This window comes from Treponema sp. OMZ 790 (genome assembly GCF_024181285.1).
Lineage (GTDB): Bacteria > Spirochaetota > Spirochaetia > Treponematales > Treponemataceae > Treponema_B.
In genome coordinates this window covers 2,222,162-2,247,992 of sequence record NZ_CP051201.1, presented here as the reverse complement: position 1 = coordinate 2,247,992, position 25,831 = coordinate 2,222,162, and the positions used below count along the sequence as shown (strand labels likewise).

Below are 25,831 nucleotides of genomic sequence, written 5' to 3'. Positions count from 1 at the left end.
GAGACTCATATGGCAGGCAGCAGTTCGCAGCATAAAAAAGCAGATAAAATGATTCCTATAAGGTTTAAGATGATCTTAATTTTTTCCGTACTTATCATAGTTTTTACGGGGATAACCGTAGGTTTTATAGGAAATACACTTAATAAAAACAGTCTTAAGCGGTTTAACAGGATCGTTCCAAGGGATTTGGTTCATATATCGAATTCTTTCCAACTTTTTTTTGAAAATACGAAGGCTGTATTGAACTCTCTTTCACAAGACGGGGATGTACGAAAAGCCGATGATACCATCCATTCCTATGTTCTTTCAAACGAAAAAATTAAAGCCGCAGAAACGGTTAAAAGCGGCACGGAAAAAAGGCTTGTTAAACACTTTAAAAATGTTTTTTCCAGTTTTCCGGAATATGTCGAGGTTTATCTCGGAACAAAGTGGGGCGGTTATGCAACCAGTTTTGACGGAGCGATGCCTGCAGGCTATGATCCTCGTAAACGCATGTGGTATGAAAAAGCCCTCGCTGCAAAGGGTGAAACCATAATAACCGATGCCTTTTTATCTACGGTTGGCGATACTGTAGTTGGTTTGTCTAAGAGCGTGTTTTCAGAAAACAACGAATTTTTAGGAAATGTAAGTATTGAAGTCACTTTAAAAACGTTGACGGATATGCTTGCAAAATCCAAGATAGGCATGACCGGATATTTTATGCTTATACAGGGGGATGGAACCATTTTAGCTGATCCCCGTCATGCAGATTTTAATTTTAAAAATATTAATGATATAAATTCTGCCGATTTTTCTAATTTGAGATCCGAAAAAACTGAAAGAATTTTTATGGACGGAAAATATTGGCTTACAAAATCTCATGTAATCCAAGGATTGGGATGGACCATTGTAGGTTTTATGGAAGAAGGCGAAGTTTTTGCCGAATATTATTCTCTTATAACTTCCATAATCACTTTAAACTTAATCGTTTTATTGATTTTTATACTGATTTCGACGATTATAATTCTTAACATTACCAATCCCATAAAAAAACTGTTACATGTTTTAAAAGATATTTCAGATGGTGAAGGAGACCTTACAGTCAGGCTTCCTGTTAAGGGCAGGGATGAAACCGCAAAACTTTCCGAATATTTTAATAAGACCATAAGTAAAATAGGTTCGTCAATAAAAATAGCATCACATAATACTGAAACCATGCGCCGATTAGGTCAAAACTTGGCCGGAAACATTACTCAGACTGCCGGATCGATAAATCAAATAACTTCAAACATTGAAGGTGTAAAAGAGAAAGTATCAAGCCAATTTTCGAGTATAGATCAAACGGCTGCATCGATAAAGGTTCTTCTTCAAAATATATCCAAATTGGATGAACATATTGAAGCTCAATCTGCGAGTATGGCTGTTTCATCCTCAGCCATGGAGCAGCTGATAATGGATATCAAGAGTGTAGGCGATATTTTAGAAAAAAATAAAGAGTTGATATCTAAACTTGAAGAAGCTTCAACATATGTAAAAGACTCATCGGTGGAATCTGCCAAACTTACGGCTGCAATGAGTGAGGAGTCAGAGGGCTTATTAAATGCAGGTAAAATTATTCAGCACATAGCGAGCCAGACAAATCTCCTTGCAATGAATGCCGCAATTGAAGCTGCCCATGCAGGAGAAACAGGAAAAGGTTTTGCCGTTGTTGCAGATGAGATCAGAAAACTTTCCGAAGAGTCCAGTACTCAAGGAAAAACCATAACAACCGTTTTGCAGAACCTTAAATTGAAGATAGATAAGATTGCATCAGATGCCGTAAAATCTGAAGAGATGTTTATGGAAAATTTTAGGCTGACTGAGGCTGTAAAAAATCAAGAAAATATTATAATGCAGGCTATGCAGCAAGAAATTAACAGAGGTGAAGAAGTTTTAAAATCTATTTCAAACTTTATTGATACCACTTCCATGGTAAAAGAAAGTTCAACCGAAATGCTTATGAGCAGCAATAACGTCTCAAAGCAAATGGTGAATATATCGGCAATAAGCGAAGTAATTACAACCGGAATGAATGACATGTCTGTGGATGCTGAAGAGATAAATAAGGCTATTACCGAAATAGATTCTATGAGTCAAACCCACCAAGACAGCATAAACAATCTTGCAAAAGAAATGAAGCAGTTTAAGGTTTAGAAACTTTTGCCGGTGCAGCTTGCCTTTATTCCCTTGTGATGACGGCAACTGCACAAGGAACCCTGCCTTCAATCAAACTGTATTCTGTATTTTTATATCCGGCATCGAAAAAAAACTGCCGGTATGAATCGTATGTAAATTCTATTTTAAATATACTTCCTTTTTTTCCAAGAAGATTTGCAAGGCCTCTTTTCTTATCTGAGGCTTTGCCGTTCATATATGTAGGTATGATTATTTTCCCCTTTACAGAACAGACCCTTTCCAGCTCTTTTAAGGCTTTGTACGGATCATCCAAGAGGTGAATAACATTTGCTGCTATAACCTTGGTAAAACTTTTATCGGGATAATTAAGCCGGAGAATATCGCCTTCACAAAATTCGGCATTTTTATAGGCCTTACACTTTTTTCTTGCCTTTTTTAGCATGTTCTTTGATATGTCGGTTGCTATGAGTTTTTTACATCGCTGAGCGACACCAAGGCTAAGCATGCCTGTTCCGCAAGCGCATTCCAAAATAATATCTTGGTTTGTAATCATAGAGTTTATCTTTTTACAAAGAACCTCATGAACTTTGCCGTTATAAAGATTTGCAAAAATATCATAAATGCCCGCAACATTGTCCCAAATCATAAGCCCTCCTAAGATTTAAGTATACGATATAAGTTTCGGTAAAAAAAACGCAGGGCTTATTAAAAAGTCCTGCGTTTTTATATCAGCCGTTTTTATTTTTTATATTTTTGCTCGACCAGTTTTTTTACGAACTCATTCTTAGCAACATAAGGAATCGTGATGTGGCCTTTCGAATAGTTTTTGTTGTATTCGATACTGGTGGTGATGGAGTTTTCGTTGCGGGCCCAGTTTCGGCGGGCAACGCCTCCCATTACGTCCCACATAATTGCGGACTTGATAATCTCGTCAACTCTTTCGCTTCCGTCAAGCACGAGGCCGAATCCTCCGTTGATGGATTTTCCGATACCTACACCGCCGCCGTTGTGGAGAGCTACAAGGCTCATTCCTCGGGCTGCGTTTCCGGCATAGCACTGTACGGCCATGTCTGCCATTACGTTACTTCCGTCCTTGATATTGGAAGTTTCCCTAAAGGGGGAATCCGTACCGCTTACGTCGTGGTGGTCGCGTCCCATCATAACCGGTCCTATTTCGCCCTTTCGAACCATCTCGTTAAACTTTAAGGCTATGTCTCTTCTTCCCTCGGCATCCTGATAAAGAATTCGGGCTTGAGTTCCTACAACGAGCTTGTTTTTTTTGGCATCGCGTACCCAGTAGTAGTTGTCTCTGTCCTGACCTCGGCGGTCGGGATTGATGCAGCTCATTGCGGCAGCGTCGGTCTTATCCAAGTCTTCAGGTTTTCCGGATAAACATACCCAGCGGAAGGGGCCGTAACCGTAATCGAAGAGTTCGGGTCCCATAAGGTCTTCTACATATGAGGGGAAGATAAATCCGTCTTTTTCGTCAATTCCGTTTTTGGAAACATCCTTTGCTCCTGCATCAAATACGGCTTTTAGGAAGGAGTTTCCGTAGTCGAAGAAGTAGGTTCCTCTTGAAGAAAGAATCTTGATAAGCTCAAAGTGGTGCTTTAATGTAGAATCTACCCTCTTGCAGAATTCATCGCGGTTTTCATAGAGGAGCTTAGTTCTTTCTTCAAAGGTCATCTTTTCGGGACAATAACCGCCCTCGTATGGTGCATGGCAGGAGGTTTGATCCGAAAGTAGGTCGATGTGAACGTTTTTGTCTACACAATATTGAAGAAGGTCTACAATGTTGCCGTGATAAGCGATTGAGATTGGCTCCTTCTTTTTTAGGTACTCATCTACCTTTTTAAAGATTTCATCCAAGTTATCGGACATTTCGTGAACCCAGCCTTGTTCAAGACGGGTATTGATTCTCGATTTATCTACTTCGGCAAAAACACCGACGGCATTTGCAATTTCGCAGGCCTTGGGTTGGGCCCCCGACATTCCGCCCAAGCCGGAAGAAATAAAGAGCTTTCCCTTTAAGTCGCCGTCGCTTGCTACTCCCAGTTCCTTGCGGCCTGCTGTGAGGATTGTATTGAATGTTCCGTGAACTATACCCTGAGGGCCTATGTACATCCAGCCGCCGGCCGTCATCTGGCCGTAGTTGGCAACACCCATTTCTTCCGCGACTTCCCAGTCTTTATAATTGTCAAACATACCTATCATAAGGCCGTTTGTAATTATAACCCGCGGAGCTTCAGGTTTTGAAGGGAAGAGGCCTAAGGGGTGCCCCGATTCCATAACAAGGGTTTGATCTTCGGTTAATTCTTCCAAGTATTTTTTGATGAGGCGGTACTGGAGCCAGTCATGGCAGACCGAACCTGTTTCACCGTAGGTAACGAGTTCGTAAGGATAGAGGGCAACATCAAAGTCCAAGTTGTTGTCTATCATAACCTGCATGGCCTTTGCTGCGAGGCACTTACCCTTGTATTCATCGATGGGTTTTCCGTAAATGTTTCCGTGAGGCCTATAGCGGTAGGCATAAATTCGGCCGTAGGTAAAAAGCTCATCCAAAAACTCGGGAGCGAGCTTTTCGTGAAGTTCTTCCGGTACATAGCGGAGGGCATTTTTTAGAGCGACTTCCGTTTGAGCCTTTGTCAAATTAAAGCCCCTGCTCGGTGCCCTTCTTATTCCCTTTTCAAAAACAGGCTCGGGAGGAAGTGTTGCGTCAAGTTTAATGGTCATCGCAGATGCGATTTCTTTGTTTGTAACCATAATTCTTATCTCCTTAAAAATAAATATTGTGTTATATTATACGAATTTTACTGCAGTTCCGTAGGCTGTAACTTCTGCAGCACCCTGCATTACGGCAGATGTTGAAAAGCGTAGGTTGATAACCGCATCTGCATTCATTTGTTCGGCCTTTTTTATCATGTGTTCAATAGCGATTCCTCTTGCTTCATCCATCATCTTAGTATAGGAGCCCAGTTCACCGCCAACAAGGTTTTTTAAGCCTGCTCCGAAGTCTTTAAACATATTTTTGGATTGTACGGTACTGCCGAAAACCAAAGCAATGGTTTCTATATTTTTTCCCGAAATAAAATCTGTGTTTACAACTATCATAACTTTTCTCCTTTTAATAAATGTTATGTTAAGAAGAATTATATCATAATAAGTTTAAATTTTAAAGAGCTTAGAACTTATAAAAATTATATTGGTTTTAAGCTTAAAGAACAAGGGGAGCCGCTTACTTTGCTATTATATACATAAACAAATACACAAAGGGGGCCGTCAGCAGAATCGAAAGGATAACCCTTTCAACCCAGATTATAAGATAGTCTTTCATCTTCAATGGAATTTCAGTACTCATCATACAGGGGATAGATGCCGAGAAAAATAAGATTTCAGAAACGCAGGCGACGGCTACTACAAGCCTTGTACCTGCCGAGGCGCTTGCAACTAAGGGAGCCGGCAAGAACATTTCTGCAATGCTTGTGGCAAGAGCCTTTGCTGCAAGAACGGGCTCAGGCAGTTGGATGAGCCATGTGAAGGGCACAAAGATATATCCGATTATGTCAAAGACAGGGGTATACTTTGCAATAATCAGGCCTAAACTTCCGATTGCCATAAGGGAAGGGGCTAAACCTATTGCAAGTTTTATACCGTCAAGCAAATTTATTTTTACATTTTGAAGAAGGGAAGGTGCGGAGTTGCAAACCTTTACAGCCTCTCCTAAGGCGATCTTAAATTTATTTCCCTTTACATCGGTTTCAATGTCGCCTTTTCTGTCTTCATAATAGGAATCGGCTTTTTTGGATAGAGGATATATTCTTGCCGTAATTGCCGTTACTATAAAGGTAACTATAACCGTTGTCCAAAAATAGAAGTTCCAATATTCCATAAAGCCGAGGGTCTTTGCCACTATTATCATAAAGGTTGCCGAAACGGTAGAAAAGCCTGTTGCAATTATTGCAGCTTCCTTATTGGTGTACTTTCCTTCCTTGTAAACGCGGTTTGTGATAAGGAGGGCTATCGAATAACTTCCTACAAAGGAGGCTACTGCATCTATTGCGCTTCGTCCCGGAGTTTTCCAGACGGGCTTCATTACAGGACGCATAAATACGCCTACAAATTCCATGAGGCCGTAGCCTACAATAAAGGCCAAAAATACAGATCCGATTGGAACGATAGTTGTAACCGGAACAACTATTTTACCGTAGATAAATGGAAGCATTCCTTTGGCTAAAAGAGCTTCGGGGCCTACATTGAATACGGTCATAATTGCAAAGGGAATTGCAAGAATGTTGATAATGGAAAATATCGTTTTTACCTTGGTCTTTTTCCATGAACCTGTTACAAAGGGAAAAACTACGCCCACACAACAAAGCAATAGACCCCAGTATGCTGCATAATAGGGAATCTTTTGAATCAATCCCACAATGTGATCCAAGGGAATAGTCTTTTTTTCTCCGATTGCAATCGGAATAAAAAACATAAAAATTCCGATCAAACTATAAACTACAAAGCGGATTATAGTCTTCGGATCCGTCTTTCCTTCGGGAACAGCCATGTTCTCGTTCATTTTTTCTTCACTCATAGAACTTCTCCCATAAAAACTTTTGCAGGAAGCATTAGCTTCCGAAAAAAGTTTTTTCACGCAGTTTGTTTACAAACTGCATACAATAATGCGATGTTTTGTGCTTTGCACAAAACTCGACAGATAAACAGTGAGGCTGTATTGCTGCCGAACTGTTTATCGTGTCTCCTCAAGTTTTTATGATTAAAAATAGACTTGACTCATCTATTTCTTTAATCTCATATTCAAGGTCGGATTTTTTACCTAAATCGTCAAAATCTTTTTCGGTAAAGGTTCGGGCCTTAAATCCGTCTTTGCAGATAATGATACCGTCCTTTGTTTTTTCTTCATCGATTTCTCCCAATAGTTTTTTATCGGCTTGCTCTCTAAACCAGTCTAAACGGATATCCCAAAATTTGGAGCTATAAGTACTAAAATAAGCTCTCCCATTCTTTTTTAAGGCTTTTATACATTTTTGTATAAGCTCTTCAGGTTCTCCCTTGATTGCCGAAAGCCCGTTTTGTAAACAAAGAAGCATATCAAATTCTTCTTTAAAATTCATTTTATAGGCATCCATTGTTTCAAGATAAATATTCGAACCGTCTTTTAAGAATTCTTTTGCAAATTTAATTGAATCTTCCGAAATATCTATTCCCGTTACAGCCTTTGCATAGGGATAGAGTTCTTTTAAGATACGCCCATATCCGCAGCCGATTTCAAGGACGGATTCATTGCCTGTCAACTGTTTTTTGATAAAATTGATTTCCTCATCTAAATATTGCTTTACACGAGGAATTGCCGTTTCATAAACTTGGAACAACTTTTGCGAATTTAAACTTTTTGCATAATAATTTTCTTTACACATAAACTACTCCCCATTTTGTTGCTGATACAAGCTCCTTCATCTTTAAAAATAATAACATATGGCTAGTGATTTTTCAACGGTAAAATATTAGTATTTTCTAAGATATATTCCGGTAAGTACATGAGACTTCTTTCCTTTCGGACAGGTACAGCTGCCGATATAGGCGATGAGGACGAAAAAACACGGTAATTTTGCAAAATTATCAATTTATTAGTGCGGAGGGTTTAATACCCCGACGCTCTGCGTCGTAACAAAGGGTATTAAAGCCGACTGCAACCACCTTATGAGAACAACATACCCCGATGCGCTGCGTCGGGGTTGTTGATTCCAAATAATTTTCTGCCTGTTTGCTAAACATCTCATAATACCGTCTGCATCAAGCTTCTTTGTAAGTTCCATTCTGCGGCCTGTCATTTTATCAAAAATTCCTTAAAAGGGCTTGCTTAAAAAGCAATTATATGGCAATATAGCCTTTTAGGAGATATATCGTGTCAAACAAAATTAGAATCGAAAATGAAGAACAATTAATTTCTTCCTTAAAAGATGTTATCGAAGCGATAAAAACACAGGAAAATCCTGAAGAATTAAATTTGTATCGCCGCATCTTTAAAAAAGCAGTCCCGCTCACGATGCGGTCTTATGTTGCCGCCTACCTTATTAAACAAGCGGGAATCGGGGGTAACCGTATTTATAAAAAAGACGGACGAAACGGTACAGGAAAAAATGCCTTTAAGCAAACCCCAGCAAGACCTGCAAGGCCCAAAGTAATATTGGCTGAAGATGAATCAACAAGTCTTTTTATCGGAGTAGGCCGCAAAAGAGGTATTTTTCCAAAAGATATTATAACCTTGTTGATTCAGGGTGCCGGTATTTCGCGTGAACATATCGGAGACATCAGGATTTTGGATAACTACTGCTTTGTACAAGTTATGGAGGATGAAGCTGAAACCATTATCGAAAAGTTAAACAACAGCTACTACCGAGGTAAAAATCTAACGGTCAGCCATTCAAGAAGACCTGAGGATGAAGAGGATAATTTCGAAGAACCGGAAAATTTTAATACCGTAAATACCGAAAGCTGTATTGAAACGGAAACCTCCGATATCCGGCAGGAAAGTGAAGTATAGCCGGCATAAGCACTGTATCTTTAAGCTATATAAAGCCCTCTTTTAGAGGGCTTTTTTAACATACTTGTAATAAAAAAGTAAATTTGATAAAATAAAATATGAAAAGTTGTGTGTATGCGGCGTATTCGGAAGAAGATGCCGAAAATTTCATTAATGAAATTGGAAGTTTGTGGAATGTATCTTTTACCCTTGATACAGGAAAAATAATAGAACTCTTACGAAAAGACAATTTTGATTTTGTAATTATAGATGCAGAATCGGGCGGTATTTTTTTACCCGATGTATCCGAGATAATAAAACAAGAATTCCCTCACATACATATATTTATTATTATGCACTGTAAACAAGAAAATTTTAGTTATGACTCATTTAATCACAATGTTTCGGGAATTTTTGAACTTCCGGCAAATTTTAAATCTGTATATGAGAAAATTGAAGATTTCTTTCTTGAGGGATTTTGCCGAGAGAAAAGCATAAGCTATATAAAAGAAGATGAAAACACAAAGCTGATAAAAAACGAAATAATCGGCATAAGTAATGCGGCTTGTTCTCTTAGAGAATTTATATACAAGGCTGCAAAATCAAACCTGCCCGTTCTCTTATTGGGAGAAACCGGTTCGGGAAAAGGTTTGGCTGCAAATTTAATACACCGAATATCTGCAATAAAAGATAAAAAATTTTTATCGATAAATGTAAGCTGCATACCGGAGTCATTGGCTGAATCCTTTTTATTCGGAACGGAGGAGGGCAGCTTCACAGGAGCCGTTAAAAAAGAAGGCGTTTTTGTTGAAGCTGCAGGAGGAACTATATTTTTGGATGAAATGGAAACCCTGTCCATGGACGTTCAGGCAAAACTCCTTCATGTTCTCGAATCAGGCGTTGTAAGACCGGTCGGTTCCGTTACAGAAAAGAAAGTCGATTTCCGCTTGATATCTTCATCAAATGAAGACCTAAAAAAAATGATAAAAGAAAAACAATTCAGACAAGACCTTTATTATCGGCTGGATATTTTACACCATGAAATACAGCCGCTGAGAAACAAAAAAGAAGACATAAAGTATCTTGCACAATCCCATTTGGTCAAAATAAATAGAAGCATAAGCGATGAAGCCATAAGCAAACTGCGTTCACATAACTGGCCCGGAAACATCAGAGAATTGTACAATTGCTTGGACAGGGCTTGTCATTATTACGAGGATAAAAAAATAGAAGCTTATCATATAGAATTTTAATCGTTTTCGGCCGGTTTTTGGCTTTGATAAAGACCTTTACCTTTTAGGCATATTGTTCCGTTTTTTATCGTTATTTTACCCAATACGCTTACAGGCCTGTCGGAATCTATTTTCGATACAAATTCGCAAAATATGGGAACAACGCCTTCCAAAATTTGCTTTGTATCATAGCCTACCAAAAGATTAAAGGCTGTTGTATATGAGCCTGTCTGTATATTAGTCGGCATTCCCTTCCATACTACCCAACAATCAAGGTAGAGCAAGGGTTCGTTTTTTACTTGAGCATAAGAATAAACATCCTTTATGTTATCAAAACCGGGTTCTTCAAAATAATCCATCAAAAGTCTGGACTTTTGCTTAATCGAAAAAGAAGCATTCGAAGATAAAAGTCTGTTTATCTCGACTTGTGCAGCATTGTCTCTATGAGCTTTAAAATAATTTTGTGCATCCGTATAGGATTGTAGTATTTGGCTTTGAGTCAAAATATAGATATATGAACCTTCCATATCTACAGCATATTTTCTTTCATTGCTGTCTAATTTAAACTCATCCAAATTTGCCCTGTCATTATTCGAAAACTCTCTTGTTTTATCGATATACGGAACAATAAAGGTTAGAGAAATAATGGAAATTCCAAGAACAAGGGCTATGGCGACAATTCTTCCTTTTTTTTCTTCACTTCCGGGTTTGGGATAAAGATTTTTTATTTTTCCTGATTGTACAAAATTTCCTATCTTTTCGGGAGAGTTGTTTTTACGGATAATATCCAACCCCTTCTTTGCCAATTTACAATTTGGGTTATGCTCAAGAGCCTGCAAATAATATTCTACGGCTTCAGTAGTAATTGAGCGTCTTAAAGACATAGCTGCATAGGTTGAAAGCAAGTCCGAATCATTGGGTTTTATTTGTCGGGCTCTTGTAAAATAAACCATTGCACCTTGAACATCGCCTATATGTAAAAATGAAAGACCTAAATAAAAGTGAAAAGCAAATGAATCCCTATATTCAAGAACATGGGGTTCCAAAAGTGAGATGACATCGTTATATTTTTTTTTGCCTAATAATTTTTTACCTTGATCTACAATGGAAAGAGCCATTTTTTATTCCTGTATGTTCTGTATTGCGCTGTCTGTTTGTTCTATTAAGTCTTGAATATACTCATCGGAAGCCATATCGGGATTTGACTCAACTTCAAGGATTTTATCCAATAAAGCTTGTATGTATTGGTAATCTTTTTCTTCCTGAGGGCTCATTTTTTCAGAGCTCACCGGAGGAGTTGGTTCAGTTTCTTTAGGCTCGGCATCTGCTGTTTTTACTTCGGATTCTTGTGTATCGTTTTCTTTATTGTTCTTACGCAAAAAATCATAACAGCCTATCAACATTGTAACATTCGATTTTTCGCCTGCTTCCAACACTTCTTTGGGCCAAACAAATAAAAGAGCTGAATCGTTATGAAAGTATTTTGTGCTAAAAAGTCTTCCCGAAACGGATTTAGGCAGCCATTTACGGCTTTGAAGTCTTTCCCAGTTGGCAATATAAATGCTTTGGGGGATTTTTGCTTCAGAGTGGTTAATCAGGAACAAACAGGCTAAATCTGAATTAGCTGAAATTATTGCGGAATCTCTTTCGAGTTTAGGTTCCAAAACGGCTTCTCTAAAAATTCCGGTTCTTAAATCGGTATATAAGGGAATACGTCTGGTTTCGCCTAGATTGGTATCGAAAAGAGCTTTTAAAGCAAATTCGGCATTGACGCCGCTTGTGTTTTCGATTACGGTTTCAATTTTTAAAAGGGAACCGCCCGTACCGTAATTTTTTTCGGTAAAAGACAGTTTTTGAGTAACATAGAAAGAATCGGTAAATTCATATGAAATATTTATCGAAGTTTCATCGGCTTCAATTTTAACGGGCTTTCCTATTCTTTTTTTCAATTCATAGACCCTATTGTCTTTATAAACGTAGAATTTATTTGTTCTTCCGAGGGATCTATCATCATAAAGCGGTATGTATTTGTTCTTCCCTCTGAGCGAAAGATTATAAAGACAAAAATTTCCCGTTTTTCTAAAAACTACCAATTTCAGATTACCTTTTGTAAGTTCGTAATCCGGCATAGATTTAGCATATAAAAAACAGGTATAAAAACTCAACAACAAAAAAATAGTAAAATATCTTTTTCCTTTCATCAATTGTTTTCCTCCAAAAGTTGATCATACATACTCTGCAAAATTTTTGCTTTTTTTAGTAAGGCTTCAAGAGCGGCCCGCCGTTTTTCCGGATCGGAGTAATCTTCGGCAGGTTCTCCATCGGCCGGTATTTCGGGTGTATATTTAGAATCCATGTTTGCCAAGGCTGCCGAAAGTTCCTGATTTTTTAATTCGAGCATTACGAATTTGTCGTATAACTCTTCGTTGCGTTTTCTTTCCATTTTGAGCTGTTCCGAGAGTTCGGCAATTCTGATATCGCCGCCCGCATCTGCCGATTGTCTTTGATATGCGGCTATAGTCTGCTCGTAAATTTTTTTGTTCTTTTCAAATTCTTCGGAAAGTTTTAGAAGTTCTTCATGGCTTATTTTTAAAAGTTTTAAAAGTTCATCTTGTGTAGATGCCTGATCTATAAGGGCTATTTTATATCGGGACGGTTCAACCTTTGCCGATGACGGATAGTCAATTATAACGCGCGAAAAAATGGTTCTGGCATCTTTTAAGCGTCCTACCATGTATAGATTCTCGCCTATCCAATAATAAGCTGATGCAGCCTGTCTGTGGTTAGGGTATTTTCTTAAAAATCCGTATAAAATATTTATGGATTGATCATGTTTTGCTGACAGGCAGCATATTCTTCCTTGTTGGTACATAATTTCTGCCGTCTTAGAACTGTTAGGGAAGCGTTTAAAAAAGACTTCAACATCGCTTAAAGCAACAGAATAATTACCGGCTGAAGTGTTTGCCATTATGAGCCAATAAAGAGGTTCATCCAAAGAATTTTTTGAAACTTCCATTGCTTTTTGAAAAGAAAAAACTGCAGACGGCCAGTCGGAACGGGCATAGGAGTCAAGCCCTGACGAGATGTAGTCGTTATAATTCTGCGCAAAAGCATTTATAGTAAAAAGCAAAAAAAGTAATATCGAAAATTTTTTCATACCCTTAAATCTCCCGAAAAAAATGCCGAGCCTGAGACAATGACATCGGCTCCCGCATCCGCTACCGATTCAATATTTTTTGAGTCGATACCTCCATCGATAGAAATCAAATAATTATATTTTTTTTCTTCACGCAATTGTTTTAATTTTTTCACTTTTTCCAGGCAATAGGGGATAAATTTTTGTCCTCCAAAACCCGGATTTACGCTCATAACCAATATGAGATCTACCAAAGGAGCTATTTCTTCAAGCATCCCAACAGGGGTAGACGGTACAATGCTCACTCCGGCTTTCATTCCATGAGAGCGTATATCGGCAATCAGCCTATCGGCATGTGTAGAAGCTTCAGCATGAAAGGTAAAATAATCTGCCCCGGCTTCAGCAAAAGCCTGCACAAAATGCCCGGGATTACTGACCATCAAATGTACATCAAAGGCAAGTTTTGAGCAGGGGCGCAAAGCTTTTACAACCGGAGCCCCAAAGGTTAAGTTAGGTACAAATTGCCCATCCATAACATCTATGTGAACCCAGGCACCGCCATTTTTTTCTATAAATGCCAATTCTTCACCTAACTTTGAAAAATCTGCACTCAAAAGCGAGGGGCTTAATTTAAAACACCTATCCATACATTCCATATTAGCAAACAAATGAATATATGTAAATAGGTAAATACCAAAAAATTAATAAGTAGTATCGTCCATATTCATAAAATCTTCCCGTACTTTTTCGAGACGCAGAAGCTCTCTTTTTATGGTCCGCTCATAGTTTAAGTCACCTGAGGCAATGCGGGCTCTTTCATTTTCCCAAAAAGGCAGATCATCCAAAAACAAAAATTGAAATTCCCTCATATTGGCCTTTTCGGCCCACAGTTTTGCCTCATGCCAGTAAACTAAGGCTGTCTCATAAAATTCTTCAGCCTTAGAAAGGCTTTCGATATTTTGCTCTTTCCACGGATAATTATAAAAATAGGCAACTTGTTTATCGAATTTGCTTCCCAGCCTCAGGTGTTGTTCTACCATTTTAAGGTTAAGGTGCATCATAAACATATAGCGGTATTTTTCCCATTCCTTTTTGGTGGTGATTTTCGCCAAAGCATGAAGAGGATTGCAAAAATCGGCATTTATGGCCCGTTCAAGCCAGTAAATATTTTCGACTATATCATCCGGTTCCTGTTCGTAGTGAATATGGTAGAGCTTGTAATATTGCTCCTTATATTCTACGAAGTAAGAGAAAGCCTGCGTATTAGAGTAAACAAAAAAACATAAAATTGCAAAAAAGAAAAATCGCCTTTTCATCGATTATATTTTCGGCAGATTTTTTACAATACTCCATAATTTCTCGTGAATTTCTTCAATCTGTTCAACCGCATTTATCATGATTATGTTCATTTTAGGCTCTTTTTCTCTGTATTGATCTATAATTTTTTTATATTCATCTTGAACCTTGTACTGAAATGTTTTTTCTTCATATATTTCGAGCACGTTACTGCGGCCCATAACCCGGCTCATAGAGACATCAACGGGCAAGTCAAAGAAAAATAAAAATTCGGGAAGGGGAAAGCCGTCATTTTGAAGTTTTGCAAGTTCGGAGGTTCCTGCTGCCGTTTGGTAAGCAAGACTTGAAAAAACATACCTATCGGAAAACACGGCTTTCCCGGCTTTAACCAATTCAAGAATACCGTTTAAACCGTAAATATGCTCGCATCTATCAGCGGCAAATAATCGGGTCATGGTTTCGGGAGCAAGTTTCAATGAATCTTGAAGAGCCGAGCGGATCAAAGCTCCTATGGGGCCTGATGTGGGCTCTTGCGTAAAAGAAACAAGGGAGCCCTTATCCTCCGTTTCAAATCTTTCTTTTAAAAGTCTCATCTGGCTCGTCGTTCCCGAACCGTCTATACCTTCAAACACAACAAAATTGGGTAATATCATGAGGCCTATCATAACATTTTTTTTTTTGATATAATAGTAGTTGAGTGGAAAATATAAAAAAAAGACGCATCATAGAAATTATAGTTTTTCTCGCAATAGTTGCAAGCTCTCTGATAGTTTTTCGTCCGGCAGCGAAGGCTTTGGAGGGGCAGCTCGTATATGTAAGAGATAATCTTATAAAAACGCTTGAGGACCAATTTGAAATAAAAATTACATATGCGTCTATGTCTCCTTCTTTTTTTGACAGAATAAAAATAAGAGATGTTAACATTTACAATGCTTTAACTCAAAAAAAAATAGCTCATTTTTCGCTGCTTTACGTCGATTACAGGCTTTACTCTCTGATAACAAAGGATTTTACTTCGGTGTTAGCCTCTTTGGGGGTTTATGACGGGATTATAGATTTTGACATTGAAGAAAATAAAAATATTTTAAAAAAAATTGATACAAAAAAAACGGGCAACGCGCTGATTGAAGAAAACCCAAATAACTTTGATAATGCAGATTTGGAAATAACTTCTTCAGCAGACATAATAAGAATCATCGAAGAAAACCTAAAAAAAGTTAAGGATGTTAAACCTATAAAAATTGAACTAAAAAATCTTGCATTGAATTACAGCAATAAAACTTCGACCACTGACTTATATACTTCAAACGGCGTATTTACATTGAATTCCGGCAAGATAGATTTTGATATAAACTCAAACTTCCGGTACAATAACTTTGTAAGACCGGCTTTTAAGGGATTTAGCACTCTTATAAACATAAACGGCTCATTTTATCCGAACACGGTCTCGGCATCTTCAATAATAAATTTTTCGGATATTAAAATCGGTAATATTTATGTCAAAAAGTTTTCTGTATTTGCATCATATTTGGATAAAATAGCATCGATTACAACTTTACAGGATATTCAGCCGGTTGACGTAAAGGGCGTTTGGAACACGGTAGAAAACACGGGAAGTATAAATCTTGAATGCAAAGACTTAAAACCTCTCTTGGTCGTTTCGCCTTCTCAAGGAGAGGGAATCCTTAACGAGCTAAAAGATGCAGCTTTTACGGGAAATTTTAATCTTAGTTTTTCTACATTCGATAAACTTTTGTGGGATACGGCCTTTTCTATAAAGCTGCCTAAATTTCAGATAGGCGGCAGCAAAATTGAAAAATCGGTTTTAAGTTTTAAGGCTGAAGGTGATGAAAATCTTATAAAGCTTCAAAATCTTCGCTTAAACAGCCCCGACATAAATCTATCGGCACAAGGCTCTTACAAAATAAAAGAGATTTCTCCTAACTTTAATTTAAATATTTCGAAATTTAAATTGGCATCGGGAGAAAGCATGGCAATGCAGTTAAATGTTTTTTCCAAACAAAATAAAATATTTTCAAACATTTCCCGCATACAAATGGGAAAGGCTGAGTTGGAAAACATCTCATGCACACTGGAAAAAAAAACGGGAAAAACGGACATATATATTTCGGGAAAAGACGGCAAAGGCAGCTTTAGTCTCGACGGAACATGGAATCATCCTAAAGAAAAAACTTTACAAAACGGACCGGGGTATTTAGAGTTTCACGGAACCGTTGACTCAATAAGCGTTGAGAATATCTATAACGGAGCAGTTTCTTTTTCGGGATTAAAAAGACCGGCACAAAATTTTGTGGAAGACTTTATTTCTCCCGTTCAAATGACCAGCGAATTTTATATCTCGAGTGATTTTAAACATTTTTCGTATAACATAATTCAGACGGTTCTTGCATCAAATTCAAAAAACGGCTTTTACACTCTTTTTTCGGTTCAAGGAAATGAATCTTCTTTTAATGTAAGCAATATAGATATTCTTTTTAATAAAATAAACCTAAAAGGAAACATAAATTCTTCTTTTGGAAATGAAGGACTGATTTTCGATTCTCTTTTAACCTTAAACGATATAAGCTACAAGGTTTCAGGTCTTTTGGATGATGAAATTATAAGCATCTATGGAGACTACGGCCTAAACGTAAATGTTATAAAAGATATGCAAAACGGATTAAAAGGAACAATACAGGTAAAAGAACTTCCGGTTCCTTTTATAAATTCTATTTTTTCGGCAGACACGGCTGTCGAATATAAAAATAAAAATAATTGGGAACTTAACTGCAACTACATAAAACTTGAGTATCTTGAACCGGATATCACAAAAACGGATGAAAGCTTAGAGTTTTATGCAGAAGGCTATGCCAAACCTAAAGAGGCTTTTTTCCATAATGTTAAGGCCGGCATAAAGAATAAACAACTTGAAGGAACAGCTGCTTTTAATCTGCTTCCTGCTTTAGATAAAAATATAAATCAATATGGAGTAAACCTTTCCCTTTCCGATAAAAATAAAAAGGAAAGTTTTATATTAAATTCATTATTGGCTCTCTCGGATAAAATTTACTTTGACGGAACGTGCAAAATAAAAGATATATCGCTTAACCGCTTTTTAAAAAAGCAAAGGCCTGAAAATACGGTAGATGTAGAATTTATATTTCTCGGAAACGAAGATTCTCTTTCGTTAAAAGCTGATTTAAAAAATATTTCTTTTAACTTAAACGGTCAAAATATCGAAGGAAAAGCAGCTGCCTTTGTAGATAACAATAAGATGAGCCTTTTAGATTCATCATTTAAGTGGGGAGGCCATAAACTTGATAATATAGAAGCCTCTATAATTCCGTCCGAACAAAAGGGTTCTCTCGGATTTTTATATGAATTCGAGCCGAGAAAACCGAACAATAAAGAAAAGATAGAAACCAAAGCCGCTCTTTCATTTGATTTTACATCTACGGCAGACAAAAAAAATATCGATAACCAAAATATTATCGAAAAAACTCTTAACTTAATGTCGCATTTTAACATTGACATGAAAATATCGGATTGGATCCTTGCCGGAAAAAGAGGTGAATCGGATATAAAGGCTTCGCTGGTAAAAGAACCCAATATTATCGCTCTATATGCCGGAAGCAATGACGAAATATACGGTTTTAAAACTGATTACGGAATAGTATCGCTTCACATCGATGAGTCTTTTCCTTTCCATCTAAATATCGACGGTATGCTTACGGGAAACGATATCAATCTTGCCGTAACCAACATAGGCATAGATCTTGCCAAGGTTATAAATATTATACCCAACAACGATATCATAACATTTTCAGCCGGAAGAGTTTACGGGGATCTTCAAATAAGCGGAACACAAAAAGACCCGTTGTTTTACGGCACTCTTAAAGGAGAAAAGTTATTTTGTACATCGCCCAATTATTCTCCGGATACATACGGCCCTGCAGAAGTTCCTATAGAGTTTAGCGGAACCCTCATCTCTGTGCCTTATACGGTTTTACACGGAAAAATCGGAAGCATTTGGGGTGAAGCAAAATCGGAATTCATAGGCTGGATTCCGTATTATACGACAGTAGACTGCGGAGTCCTCGAAAATTCCCAAGCCTTGATAAGAACAAAAAATATAGCATTCCACGCCGACGGAAGAGCTGAGGGGAAAATAAGGCTTGAAATAAACCCTGAACTTATCACTTTGGAAGGAGATGCTTATTTTAACAAAGGTTATTTTTCTGTTCCTTTTGCAGAACTGCAAAAACACAGTGAAAATGCCTCAAAAAATAAAAGTTCAATTAGTTTTTATATGAACTTAAATTTAAATTTGGGTAAAAAATCGGAATTTAGATATCCGTCGACCGAGTTCCCTTTTTTAAGAGCTCTTGCCTATACGGAAAGTGAACCTTTTAATCTAAATCTGGATACAGGTGCAGGTAAATTCGAAATGTCCGGTTCGGCAAAAATCCGTACAGGAGAAATATTCTATATAAAAAGAAACTTTTACATCAAAGAGGGAGAACTTAAAATCTTAAATACTCCTTTTCAGCAGATAGAGCCTATAATATCGGTTAGAGCCGAAATAAAGGATAAACTGCCCGATGGTCAGCCTCTTACAATAAATTTAACGGCAAAGGAGCAATATCTTGATATTGAACGCTTCAGACCGGTAATTACCACATCTCCGCCGATGGCTATGTCCGATTCCGATACAATGAACTTAATGGGACAGGTAGCTCTTGGAGATTTAAAAAACGGCAACGTTCTAAAAGAAACACTTTTAAATGCCTCAGATATTTTGGCAAAAATGGGTATCATGAGAAGAATTGAACAAGAAGCCAGAGATTTTCTCCATGTCGATGTATTTTCCGCCAGAAGCCTTCTCATACAAAATGTTGTTTTGGAGAATTTATTTAAGACTTCAAAGGATAAGCCATTGACAATCGGTAACTATTTTGATAATACAAGTGTTTACATTGGTAAGTATTTTGGTTCTGCCATATATGCTGATGCAATGCTGCATCTTAGCTATTACGATCCGCTTTCTACAAAAACGGATTTTACCAGAAAACCGGTTTACGGAAATTTGCTGTTTCAGCCTGAGATAGGATTTGAAATGAATACTCCGTTTTTTCTGCTTCGATGGCATATAGCCCCAAGCAGGCCGGATTCTCTGTTTGTGTCCGATACCGGATTGACATTATCATGGAAATTTTCTTATTAATTAAGGGGATAAAAAATGTTGAAGAAAAAAATTATAGGTTTTATGCTGATCCTTTTTGCCTTAAATTGCTTTGCTCAAGAGCCGGAGGGTTGGTATAACGGGAAACCGGTTTTGGGAATTCAATTCAAAGGTTTACAAAATATCGCGGTCTCAGAATTAGAAGAGATATTTAAGCCATACAAAAAAAAGCCCTTTTCCGACGAGTTATATTGGGAAATTTTACAAAAAATCTATGCGTTAGATTATTTTACCGATATCGTTCCTAAAGCTATCCCTGCCGATGATCAATATCAATCAGTATTTTTGGAATTTATAGTTAAAGAAAAACCGGCTGTAAAAGAGATTGTATTTATCGGTAATACAAACATAAGAAAAGCCGACTTACTTTCAGCCATAAAGGTGAAAAAAGGCGATATTTTTAACGAGATTAATGTAAAAAATGCAGAAAGAGCTTTAAAAGATTTTTATACCGAAAAGGGTTTTACAAAAGCCGAAATAACAAGCAAAACAACAGAAGATAAAGAGAATAATGCCGTAAATGTGGAATTTACCGTAACTGAAGGTAAAATGTCGGTTATCACCAAAATCCTTTTTGAAGGAAATTCAAAATTCCCCGAAAAAGCTTTAAAAAAGACTCTTGTATCCAAGGAAGCGTGGTTATTACAAAAAGGTTATTTTAGGGAAGATGCTCTACAAGCCGATAAAAATGCAATCAAATTATTCTATGGAGAACACGGATACATAGATGCCCATGTTGAAACCATAAAAAAAGATGTAGATACGGCATCCGACCCTCAAAAAGATCTGATTACTCTTACATATGTAATAATGGAAGGTGAACAATTTACTTATTCGGGAACGGATTTTGAGGGAAACTATATTTTTTCTACCGAAGAATTAAGCAAAAGAATCAAACTAAAAAAAGGAGAGATTTTTAACTTAAAGAAATTTGAAATCGGATTCGGCGAAGTTGCAAATCTCTATTACGAAAACGGCTACACCGGAAACTACATAGATAAAAAAGAAAACAGAAATACTTCTACCAAAGAAATAGGCTATACAATTTTGATTGTAGAACGTGAAAGAAGTCATGTCGAAAACATAATAATAAAAGGAAATACTAAAACCAAGGATCACGTTATTTTAAGAGAAATACTTTTAAAAGAAGGTGACGTATTCTCTAAAACAAAGCTGATAAATAGCTTTAGAAACTTGGCTAACTTAAGGTATTTTTCGAATATTTTGCCTGATGTGCTGCCCGGGTCGGAACCTGATTTGGTAGACGTTATAATCAATGTTGAAGAACAATCAACGGCAGGAATTCAATTCGGAATCACTTTTGCCGGGGCATCCGAGACTAATGCCTTTCCGATGTCAGTATTTGCACAGTGGGAAGAAAAAAACTTGCTTGGATCGGGAAGAGAGCTTTCGGTTAATCTTAATGCAGCCAGTGATACACAGAGCTTGACTCTTGGATTTACCGAAAATTGGTTTTTAGGAAAACCCCTTTCAGTGGGATTTGACTTTTCAATAGCTCATAAGACCATGTATGGCTATCAGGACTTAAACTATAATAATGTACCGGATCCTTTTTTTACCGAAGACGAGTTTAAAGCCAATCCTTCATTAGCTGATGCATTTAAAATGAAATACAACCGTCTGGAATTCGGTATAGGAATGAATTCGGGATATAGATGGTTCCCCAAATTTGCAATCATAACTTTGCGGGGCGGAGTAAATTTCGGTATCGTAAAGAATTTTTATAACAGCAGTTTATATCGGCCTGCCGAAGAAAGAGTAAGGAATCAGCAGGCTAAGTGGAGTTTAAGCAACTCTCTAAAACTAAAACTATCGATGGATGACAGAGATATTGCTCATGATCCTTCTAAGGGATGGTTTTTAAGTCAGGAGTTCAGCTTTTTCGGCCTCATTCCAAAAATTGAGGATGAGTATTTTTTCCAATCTGATACAAAAGGTGAATTTTATGTAACGCTTTTGGATTATCCAGTAAGTGAGGTATGGAACTTAAAATTTGTTCTCGCTTTCTATTCGGGTTTCTCGTTCCAAGTTCCTCTTGAAAAAAAGCCGATAGGTCTTGACAGAATGCTTTATATTGACGGAGCATTTAAAGGAAGAGGTTGGATCGGTATGGGCCCCCAAGGAGCAGGTACGGTTATGCAAAATAACTGGATAGAATTCAGATGGCCTTTGGCTCACGGAATCTTATCTTTTGACTTTTTCTTTGATGCTGTAGCCGTCAAAAAAGACTTAAGAGATTTAAGAAAACTAAGCATAAATGACTACTATTTTAGTTTCGGTCCCGGTCTTCGATTCTCTATTCAGCAGTTTCCCTTGCGGCTTTTGTTTGCAAATACCTTCAGATCCCAAAACGGTAAACCGGTTTGGGGTAATGGAAAGGGCGCTGATTGGCGGTTTGTTCTTTCATTCAATATTCCGAACATATAATAGATAGGCATGATAAGTATTTTAATATTTTAAGGAGTTCTAATATGAATAAAAAAAACGTTATAATTATTCTTGCTATTTGTATGCTTTCAATTGGAGTCTATGCGCAACAGATTACCAGATTTGCCGTAATAGACACTGGTCTTATCTTTGATACCTTTAGACGGGATGCAAAGGCAGCAAGAGACTATCAGGAAAAAAGAGAAAAATTTGAAAAGCAAAAAAAAGTTCTTGAAGGTGAAATTGTTCAGCTTAGGCAAAAAAAAGTTAATGCCGAAGCTGATGGAAAAGAATCGGAAGTTCAAAAATATGAAGAAAAAATAAAAAGTAAAATTACCTTATTGATGGAATATGTAAAGGCATCTAATGATGAGCTTAACATGCTCAGAAAAAATCTTATCAATGATGATGCTTTTTACAGCAGTCTATATGAATCTGTCCGCAGGGTTGCCGAATCGGAAGGTTACACAATGGTTTTAAGCTATGAGCACAATGCCGGAATAATCTGGTACAGCCCTACAGTCGATATTACCGACAAGGTTATTCAAGAATTAAGAAAACAAAGTGAATAAGCCTCAAACGCCCATGATGAGGCAGTACCTCAGCATTAAGGCAAAATACAAGGACGAAATACTTTTTTTTAGGCTCGGCGATTTTTATGAGATGTTTTTTGATGAGGCAGTTGAAGTAAGCCGAATCTTAAACTTAACCCTCACAAAAAGAGCCGATGTGCCTATGTGCGGCATTCCCTATCACGCCGCAAAAATATACATAGCCCGCCTACTCAGGGCAGGAAAAAAAATTGCAATATGCGAACAAGTTACGGAACCCGTGGCAGGAGGTTTGACCGAGCGCAAAGTTGTTGAAGTTATCACTCCCGGCACCGTTGCCGAAGACGACTTTTTGGAACAGGGAAGCAATAACTATCTTGCGGCCGTATATTGCTCAAACAAAAAAACTGAAGGAAACTCAGGTCCCGATTACTATGCAGGATTAGCCTATATAGATATTACCACGGGCAATTTTTTTGCTACTTCCTTCCCCAAAACAGACTTTAAAGAACAGTTTTTAAAAGAGATAGGAAGAATCAACCCCAAGGAAATTTTAATTCAGCAGTCGCTTCAAAGCGAATTCCCTGCCTTAAAGCAAATCCTTTCGGAATTTCCTTCGATGATGCAAAACTTTTATCCCGACTGGAGTTTTAACCCCGATCAGGCCGAAAAAAGACTTTGTGCAGCCTTTGGAACCGAAAACCTAAAGGGTTTTTTACTCGATATCGATTCGCCTGAAGTTCCGCCTGCCGGTCTCCTGCTTCAATACTTGGAAGAGATTTCAGGCAGGGATATTTCCCATATTTCGGGTATTAAAATTTATGCCGAAAGCGACTTTGTTTCTCTGGACGATTCCACAAGGAAAAATTTGGAGCTTTTGACCAACTTGAGAGATAACAGCCCTGCGTACAGCCTCTTTGAATCCGTAAATTGCACAAAGACAGCCATGGGAACCCGCCTTTTAAGGAGGAGGATAAGCTATCCGCTCCGCTCAAAGAAGGAAATAGATAAGAGACTCGACAAGGTAAACAGTCTTTTCAAGGACGGAAAGGCTTCAGCGGTTATAAGGGAAACTCTTTCTTCAATACTCGATATTGAGCGTCTTTCGGGCCGCATTGCCATGAAAAAGACCCACGGGAAGGATCTTTTAGCCCTAAAGCAAAGTCTTAATTCCGTAATAAGGATGGGCAGCCTCATAGAAGAAAAAAAGCTTAATTTTTTGCAGATTAACGATGAAGAAAAAAAGCTGCTTACCGAAATCTGCAACCTTTTGGAAAATTCGATAGATGATGAGTGCACAATAGCCTTAAATGACGGAAAACTTATAAAAAAAGGTTTTTCAAAAAAGGTAGACTCGATAAAAAACATAAAAGAAAATGCCCACGGGATTCTTGAAAAGTATTTGGACGATGAGCGGAAAAAAACCGGTATCAATAATCTAAAAATAAAATATAACAGGATGATGGGCTATTTTTTGGAAGTTTCTTTAGGCAATATCTCGGCTGTTCCCGATTATTTTATCCGGCAGCGATCTCTTTCAAATGCAGACCGTTTTACCACCGAAACCTTAAAACAAATTGAAGACAATATAAATAACTCGGAAGAAAGGCTGATTGATGCCGAAAAAGAAGTATTTGACGAGGTCTGTGCCGAAATAGGCTCTCATCACCGCTTTTTACAAAAACTTGCAGAAGAAGTTGCCGAGCTCGATGTGCACCAGTCCTTTGCACAGGCCGCAATTTTACACGCTTGGACAAGACCCGAACTTTGCGATAATTCAGGCATCTTAAATATAACAAACGGCAGGCATCCCGTAGTCGAAAACCATCTCAAGGCCGGGGACTTTGTACCCAATTCCATTGAGCTCCTATCGGGACAAGATTCAAATCAAGAAGATAGAACAATTCCGTCCTTTGCGGTCATCACAGGACCCAACATGGCGGGAAAAAGCACTTTTTTACGGCAGACAGCACTAATCTGCCTTTTAGCCCAGATTGGCTCCTTTGTTCCGGCCGAAAAGGCCGTTTTAAGCCCCGTAGATAAGATCTTTTGCAGGGTGGGAGCAACGGACAATCTTGCCCGAGGGGAATCGACCTTTTTGGTCGAGATGATAGAAACGGCCTACATTCTTAATTCGGCAACGCGGAACAGCCTTGTTATCATGGACGAGGTCGGCCGGGGAACTTCTATGGAGGACGGGCTTGCCATAGCTCAGGCCGTAAGCGAACACCTCCTTAATACCATAAAAGCCAAGACCCTCTTTGCAACCCACTACCACGAGCTTACCCGCTTGGAGCACGAAAAAATCATAAATCTAAAATTGGATGTGCTTGAAGCGGAAGGAAAGATAGTCTTTTTAAAAAAGGTCGTACCCGGAGCTGCGGGAAACTCATACGGTATCCACGTTGCGGGCCTTGCCGGTATCCCTCAAAGTGTCTTAACACGGGCCGAAAACCTTTTATACATGAGAAGCCAATTCCAAAAAGAAAGAGCCGTCCAAGCAGAAAACCCTTCCGGCTGCACAGCCGTCGGCTCCGAAGAAAAAAACTCTTCAAACCCGGTTTCAAAGGGTCTATCCCTCTTCCCGGACGAAGAGCTTATCTTAAACGAAATCCTATCAACCAATCCCGATGAAACAGCCCCAATAAAAGCCCTCCAGCTCATCGCCTCATGGAAAAAAAGGCTCTCGGGGAAGTGACATAAGGTAAATTCTAGTTAAGATTGAAAAGGTTATTTTTTTGGTTTAACAATATTCTTGTATTTATATTTTGTTACACCGGGAGCATCAAAAACCTTTTTAAATCCGTTATTGACTAAAATTTGAGCTGCCATCCTGCTTCTTCTGCCGCTTCGGCAGAGAACAACAATATTTTTTTCTTTAAAAGAAGATATTTCGTTTATTCTTTTTTCAAGTTCGTTTACGCTTATATTTATTGAGTTTTCAAGATGACTTTCTTTGTATTCATAGTCTTCTCTAACATCAATGATGAGGTAATTGTCTTTTTCCTTGGCATTTGCTGCGATAGAATCCAGTTTTTCGCCGCTCATAACCATTATAGGATCGGCGGATTTTTCTGAGCATGAGGCTGCTCCCAACAAGGCAATAATCATAAAAACGGGTAAAATTATTTTTTTCATTTTTATCTCCTAACGATAAATTTTTATTAAAATGTATATAATTTTAAAATAGAAGTCAAGTTCTGTTTACTTATTCTTCCCTGCTTTTCTAAAAAAGAA

The 25,831-nt window shown here is 37.9% G+C and carries 19 protein-coding genes; 7 read left to right on the top strand and 12 right to left on the bottom strand.

The annotated features are described in order from the left end of the window. Positions 1 to 9: 9 nt before the first annotated feature. The gene (locus tag E4O01_RS10700) at positions 10 to 2,172 is read left to right on the top strand and encodes a methyl-accepting chemotaxis protein (protein ID WP_253692175.1); all 2,163 of its coding nucleotides are present in this window, start codon (positions 10 to 12) and stop codon (positions 2,170 to 2,172) included. 25 nt (positions 2,173 to 2,197) lie between these two features. Here E4O01_RS10700 and E4O01_RS10695 read toward each other — a convergent pair whose 3' ends face one another. The 5 genes from E4O01_RS10695 to E4O01_RS10675 all read right to left on the bottom strand — a co-directional run bounded on the left by E4O01_RS10695 (position 2,198) and on the right by E4O01_RS10675 (position 7,583). Then, positions 2,198 to 2,800, bottom strand: a complete 603-nt coding sequence (locus tag E4O01_RS10695) for a class I SAM-dependent methyltransferase (RefSeq protein ID WP_253692174.1) — start codon at positions 2,798 to 2,800, stop codon at positions 2,198 to 2,200. Positions 2,801 to 2,892: 92 nt separating this feature from the next. Beyond that, entirely contained in the window at positions 2,893 to 4,917 is a 2,025-nt protein-coding gene (locus E4O01_RS10690; RefSeq protein WP_253692173.1) for a urocanate hydratase, read from the bottom strand. Positions 4,918 to 4,953: 36 nt separating this feature from the next. Continuing rightward, on the bottom strand, positions 4,954 to 5,265 hold the full coding sequence (locus E4O01_RS10685; RefSeq protein ID WP_253685371.1) for a YbjQ family protein: 312 nt from the start codon (positions 5,263 to 5,265) through the stop codon (positions 4,954 to 4,956). Between the two features lie 124 nt (positions 5,266 to 5,389). Further along, positions 5,390 to 6,739, bottom strand: coding sequence for a YjiH family protein (locus E4O01_RS10680; RefSeq protein ID WP_253692172.1), 1,350 nt, complete (start codon positions 6,737 to 6,739; stop codon positions 5,390 to 5,392). A gap of 169 nt (positions 6,740 to 6,908) precedes the next feature. Further along, positions 6,909 to 7,583 carry a class I SAM-dependent methyltransferase gene (locus tag E4O01_RS10675; RefSeq protein WP_253692171.1) on the bottom strand — a complete coding sequence of 225 codons (675 nt, stop codon included), beginning with the start codon at positions 7,581 to 7,583 and terminating at the stop codon, positions 6,909 to 6,911. Between the two features lie 488 nt (positions 7,584 to 8,071). Between E4O01_RS10675 and E4O01_RS10670 the strand changes: the two genes are divergently transcribed. Together E4O01_RS10670 and E4O01_RS10665 are read left to right on the top strand one after the other, a co-directional pair. Beyond that, entirely contained in the window at positions 8,072 to 8,710 is a 639-nt protein-coding gene (locus E4O01_RS10670; protein ID WP_253692170.1) for a DbpA RNA binding domain-containing protein, read from the top strand. A 98-nt stretch (positions 8,711 to 8,808) separates the two neighbouring features. Continuing rightward, entirely contained in the window at positions 8,809 to 9,942 is a 1,134-nt protein-coding gene (locus tag E4O01_RS10665) for a sigma 54-interacting transcriptional regulator (protein ID WP_253692169.1), read from the top strand. Here E4O01_RS10665 and E4O01_RS10660 read toward each other — a convergent pair. The 6 genes from E4O01_RS10660 to tmk all read right to left on the bottom strand — a co-directional run bounded on the left by E4O01_RS10660 (position 9,939) and on the right by tmk (position 15,018). Next, entirely contained in the window at positions 9,939 to 11,039 is a 1,101-nt protein-coding gene (locus E4O01_RS10660) for a tetratricopeptide repeat protein (RefSeq protein WP_253692168.1), read from the bottom strand. The two genes, E4O01_RS10665 and E4O01_RS10660, sit on opposite strands and share 4 nt — an antisense overlap. 3 nt (positions 11,040 to 11,042) lie before the next feature. Then, on the bottom strand, positions 11,043 to 12,050 hold the full coding sequence (locus E4O01_RS10655) for a hypothetical protein (protein ID WP_253692167.1): 1,008 nt from the start codon (positions 12,048 to 12,050) through the stop codon (positions 11,043 to 11,045). Positions 12,051 to 12,121: 71 nt separating this feature from the next. Then, a complete protein-coding gene (locus tag E4O01_RS10650; RefSeq protein ID WP_253692166.1) occupies positions 12,122 to 13,078 on the bottom strand; it encodes a tetratricopeptide repeat protein in 957 nt (318 codons plus the stop codon). Next, the gene (gene rpe, locus E4O01_RS10645) at positions 13,075 to 13,704 is read right to left on the bottom strand and encodes a ribulose-phosphate 3-epimerase (RefSeq protein ID WP_253692165.1); all 630 of its coding nucleotides are present in this window, start codon (positions 13,702 to 13,704) and stop codon (positions 13,075 to 13,077) included. Before rpe ends, E4O01_RS10650 begins: the two co-directional genes overlap by 4 nt. Positions 13,705 to 13,758: 54 nt before the next feature. After that, a complete protein-coding gene (locus E4O01_RS10640; RefSeq protein WP_253692164.1) occupies positions 13,759 to 14,373 on the bottom strand; it encodes a hypothetical protein in 615 nt (204 codons plus the stop codon). 3 nt (positions 14,374 to 14,376) lie between these two features. Then, positions 14,377 to 15,018, bottom strand: coding sequence for a dTMP kinase (tmk, locus tag E4O01_RS10635; RefSeq protein ID WP_371819565.1), 642 nt, complete (start codon positions 15,016 to 15,018; stop codon positions 14,377 to 14,379). A gap of 32 nt (positions 15,019 to 15,050) precedes the next feature. On the opposite strand from tmk, the gene E4O01_RS10630 reads away from it, so the two are divergent. Genes E4O01_RS10630 through mutS form a run of 4 tightly spaced genes read left to right on the top strand, consistent with a single transcriptional unit; the run spans position 15,051 to position 25,292 of the window. Continuing rightward, entirely contained in the window at positions 15,051 to 19,577 is a 4,527-nt protein-coding gene (locus tag E4O01_RS10630) for a translocation/assembly module TamB domain-containing protein (RefSeq protein ID WP_253692162.1), read from the top strand. A 15-nt stretch (positions 19,578 to 19,592) separates the two neighbouring features. Further along, positions 19,593 to 22,043, top strand: a complete 2,451-nt coding sequence (gene bamA / locus E4O01_RS10625; RefSeq protein WP_253692161.1) for an outer membrane protein assembly factor BamA — start codon at positions 19,593 to 19,595, stop codon at positions 22,041 to 22,043. 44 nt (positions 22,044 to 22,087) lie between these two features. After that, on the top strand, positions 22,088 to 22,615 hold the full coding sequence (locus E4O01_RS10620) for an OmpH/Skp family outer membrane protein (RefSeq protein ID WP_253692160.1): 528 nt from the start codon (positions 22,088 to 22,090) through the stop codon (positions 22,613 to 22,615). A gap of 13 nt (positions 22,616 to 22,628) precedes the next feature. Next, a complete protein-coding gene (gene mutS / locus E4O01_RS10615; RefSeq protein WP_253695213.1) occupies positions 22,629 to 25,292 on the top strand; it encodes a DNA mismatch repair protein MutS in 2,664 nt (887 codons plus the stop codon). A gap of 32 nt (positions 25,293 to 25,324) precedes the next feature. On the opposite strand, the gene E4O01_RS10610 is transcribed toward mutS, so the two are convergent. Continuing rightward, positions 25,325 to 25,732, bottom strand: a complete 408-nt coding sequence (locus E4O01_RS10610; protein WP_253692159.1) for a rhodanese-like domain-containing protein — start codon at positions 25,730 to 25,732, stop codon at positions 25,325 to 25,327. Between the last annotated feature and the right edge of the window lie 99 nt (positions 25,733 to 25,831).

Excerpts from the sequence above, each read along its gene's own strand:
- E4O01_RS10700 (WP_253692175.1), top strand. The coding sequence starts at position 10 with ATGGCAGGCAGCAGTTCGCAGCATAAAAAAGCAGATAAAATGATTCCT.
- E4O01_RS10695 (WP_253692174.1), bottom strand. The coding sequence starts at position 2,800 with ATGATTTGGGACAATGTTGCGGGCATTTATGATATTTTTGCAAATCTT.
- E4O01_RS10690 (WP_253692173.1), bottom strand. The coding sequence starts at position 4,917 with ATGGTTACAAACAAAGAAATCGCATCTGCGATGACCATTAAACTTGAC.
- E4O01_RS10685 (WP_253685371.1), bottom strand. The coding sequence starts at position 5,265 with ATGATAGTTGTAAACACAGATTTTATTTCGGGAAAAAATATAGAAACC.
- E4O01_RS10680 (WP_253692172.1), bottom strand. The coding sequence starts at position 6,739 with ATGAGTGAAGAAAAAATGAACGAGAACATGGCTGTTCCCGAAGGAAAG.
- E4O01_RS10675 (WP_253692171.1), bottom strand. The coding sequence starts at position 7,583 with ATGTGTAAAGAAAATTATTATGCAAAAAGTTTAAATTCGCAAAAGTTG.
- E4O01_RS10665 (WP_253692169.1), top strand. The coding sequence starts at position 8,809 with ATGAAAAGTTGTGTGTATGCGGCGTATTCGGAAGAAGATGCCGAAAAT.
- E4O01_RS10660 (WP_253692168.1), bottom strand. The coding sequence starts at position 11,039 with ATGGCTCTTTCCATTGTAGATCAAGGTAAAAAATTATTAGGCAAAAAA.
- E4O01_RS10655 (WP_253692167.1), bottom strand. The coding sequence starts at position 12,050 with ATGCCGGATTACGAACTTACAAAAGGTAATCTGAAATTGGTAGTTTTT.
- E4O01_RS10650 (WP_253692166.1), bottom strand. The coding sequence starts at position 13,078 with ATGAAAAAATTTTCGATATTACTTTTTTTGCTTTTTACTATAAATGCT.
- rpe (WP_253692165.1), bottom strand. The coding sequence starts at position 13,704 with ATGGATAGGTGTTTTAAATTAAGCCCCTCGCTTTTGAGTGCAGATTTT.
- E4O01_RS10640 (WP_253692164.1), bottom strand. The coding sequence starts at position 14,373 with ATGAAAAGGCGATTTTTCTTTTTTGCAATTTTATGTTTTTTTGTTTAC.
- tmk (WP_371819565.1), bottom strand. The coding sequence starts at position 15,018 with ATGATAGGCCTCATGATATTACCCAATTTTGTTGTGTTTGAAGGTATA.
- bamA (WP_253692161.1), top strand. The coding sequence starts at position 19,593 with ATGTTGAAGAAAAAAATTATAGGTTTTATGCTGATCCTTTTTGCCTTA.
- E4O01_RS10620 (WP_253692160.1), top strand. The coding sequence starts at position 22,088 with ATGAATAAAAAAAACGTTATAATTATTCTTGCTATTTGTATGCTTTCA.
- mutS (WP_253695213.1), top strand. The coding sequence starts at position 22,629 with ATGATGAGGCAGTACCTCAGCATTAAGGCAAAATACAAGGACGAAATA.
- E4O01_RS10610 (WP_253692159.1), bottom strand. The coding sequence starts at position 25,732 with ATGAAAAAAATAATTTTACCCGTTTTTATGATTATTGCCTTGTTGGGA.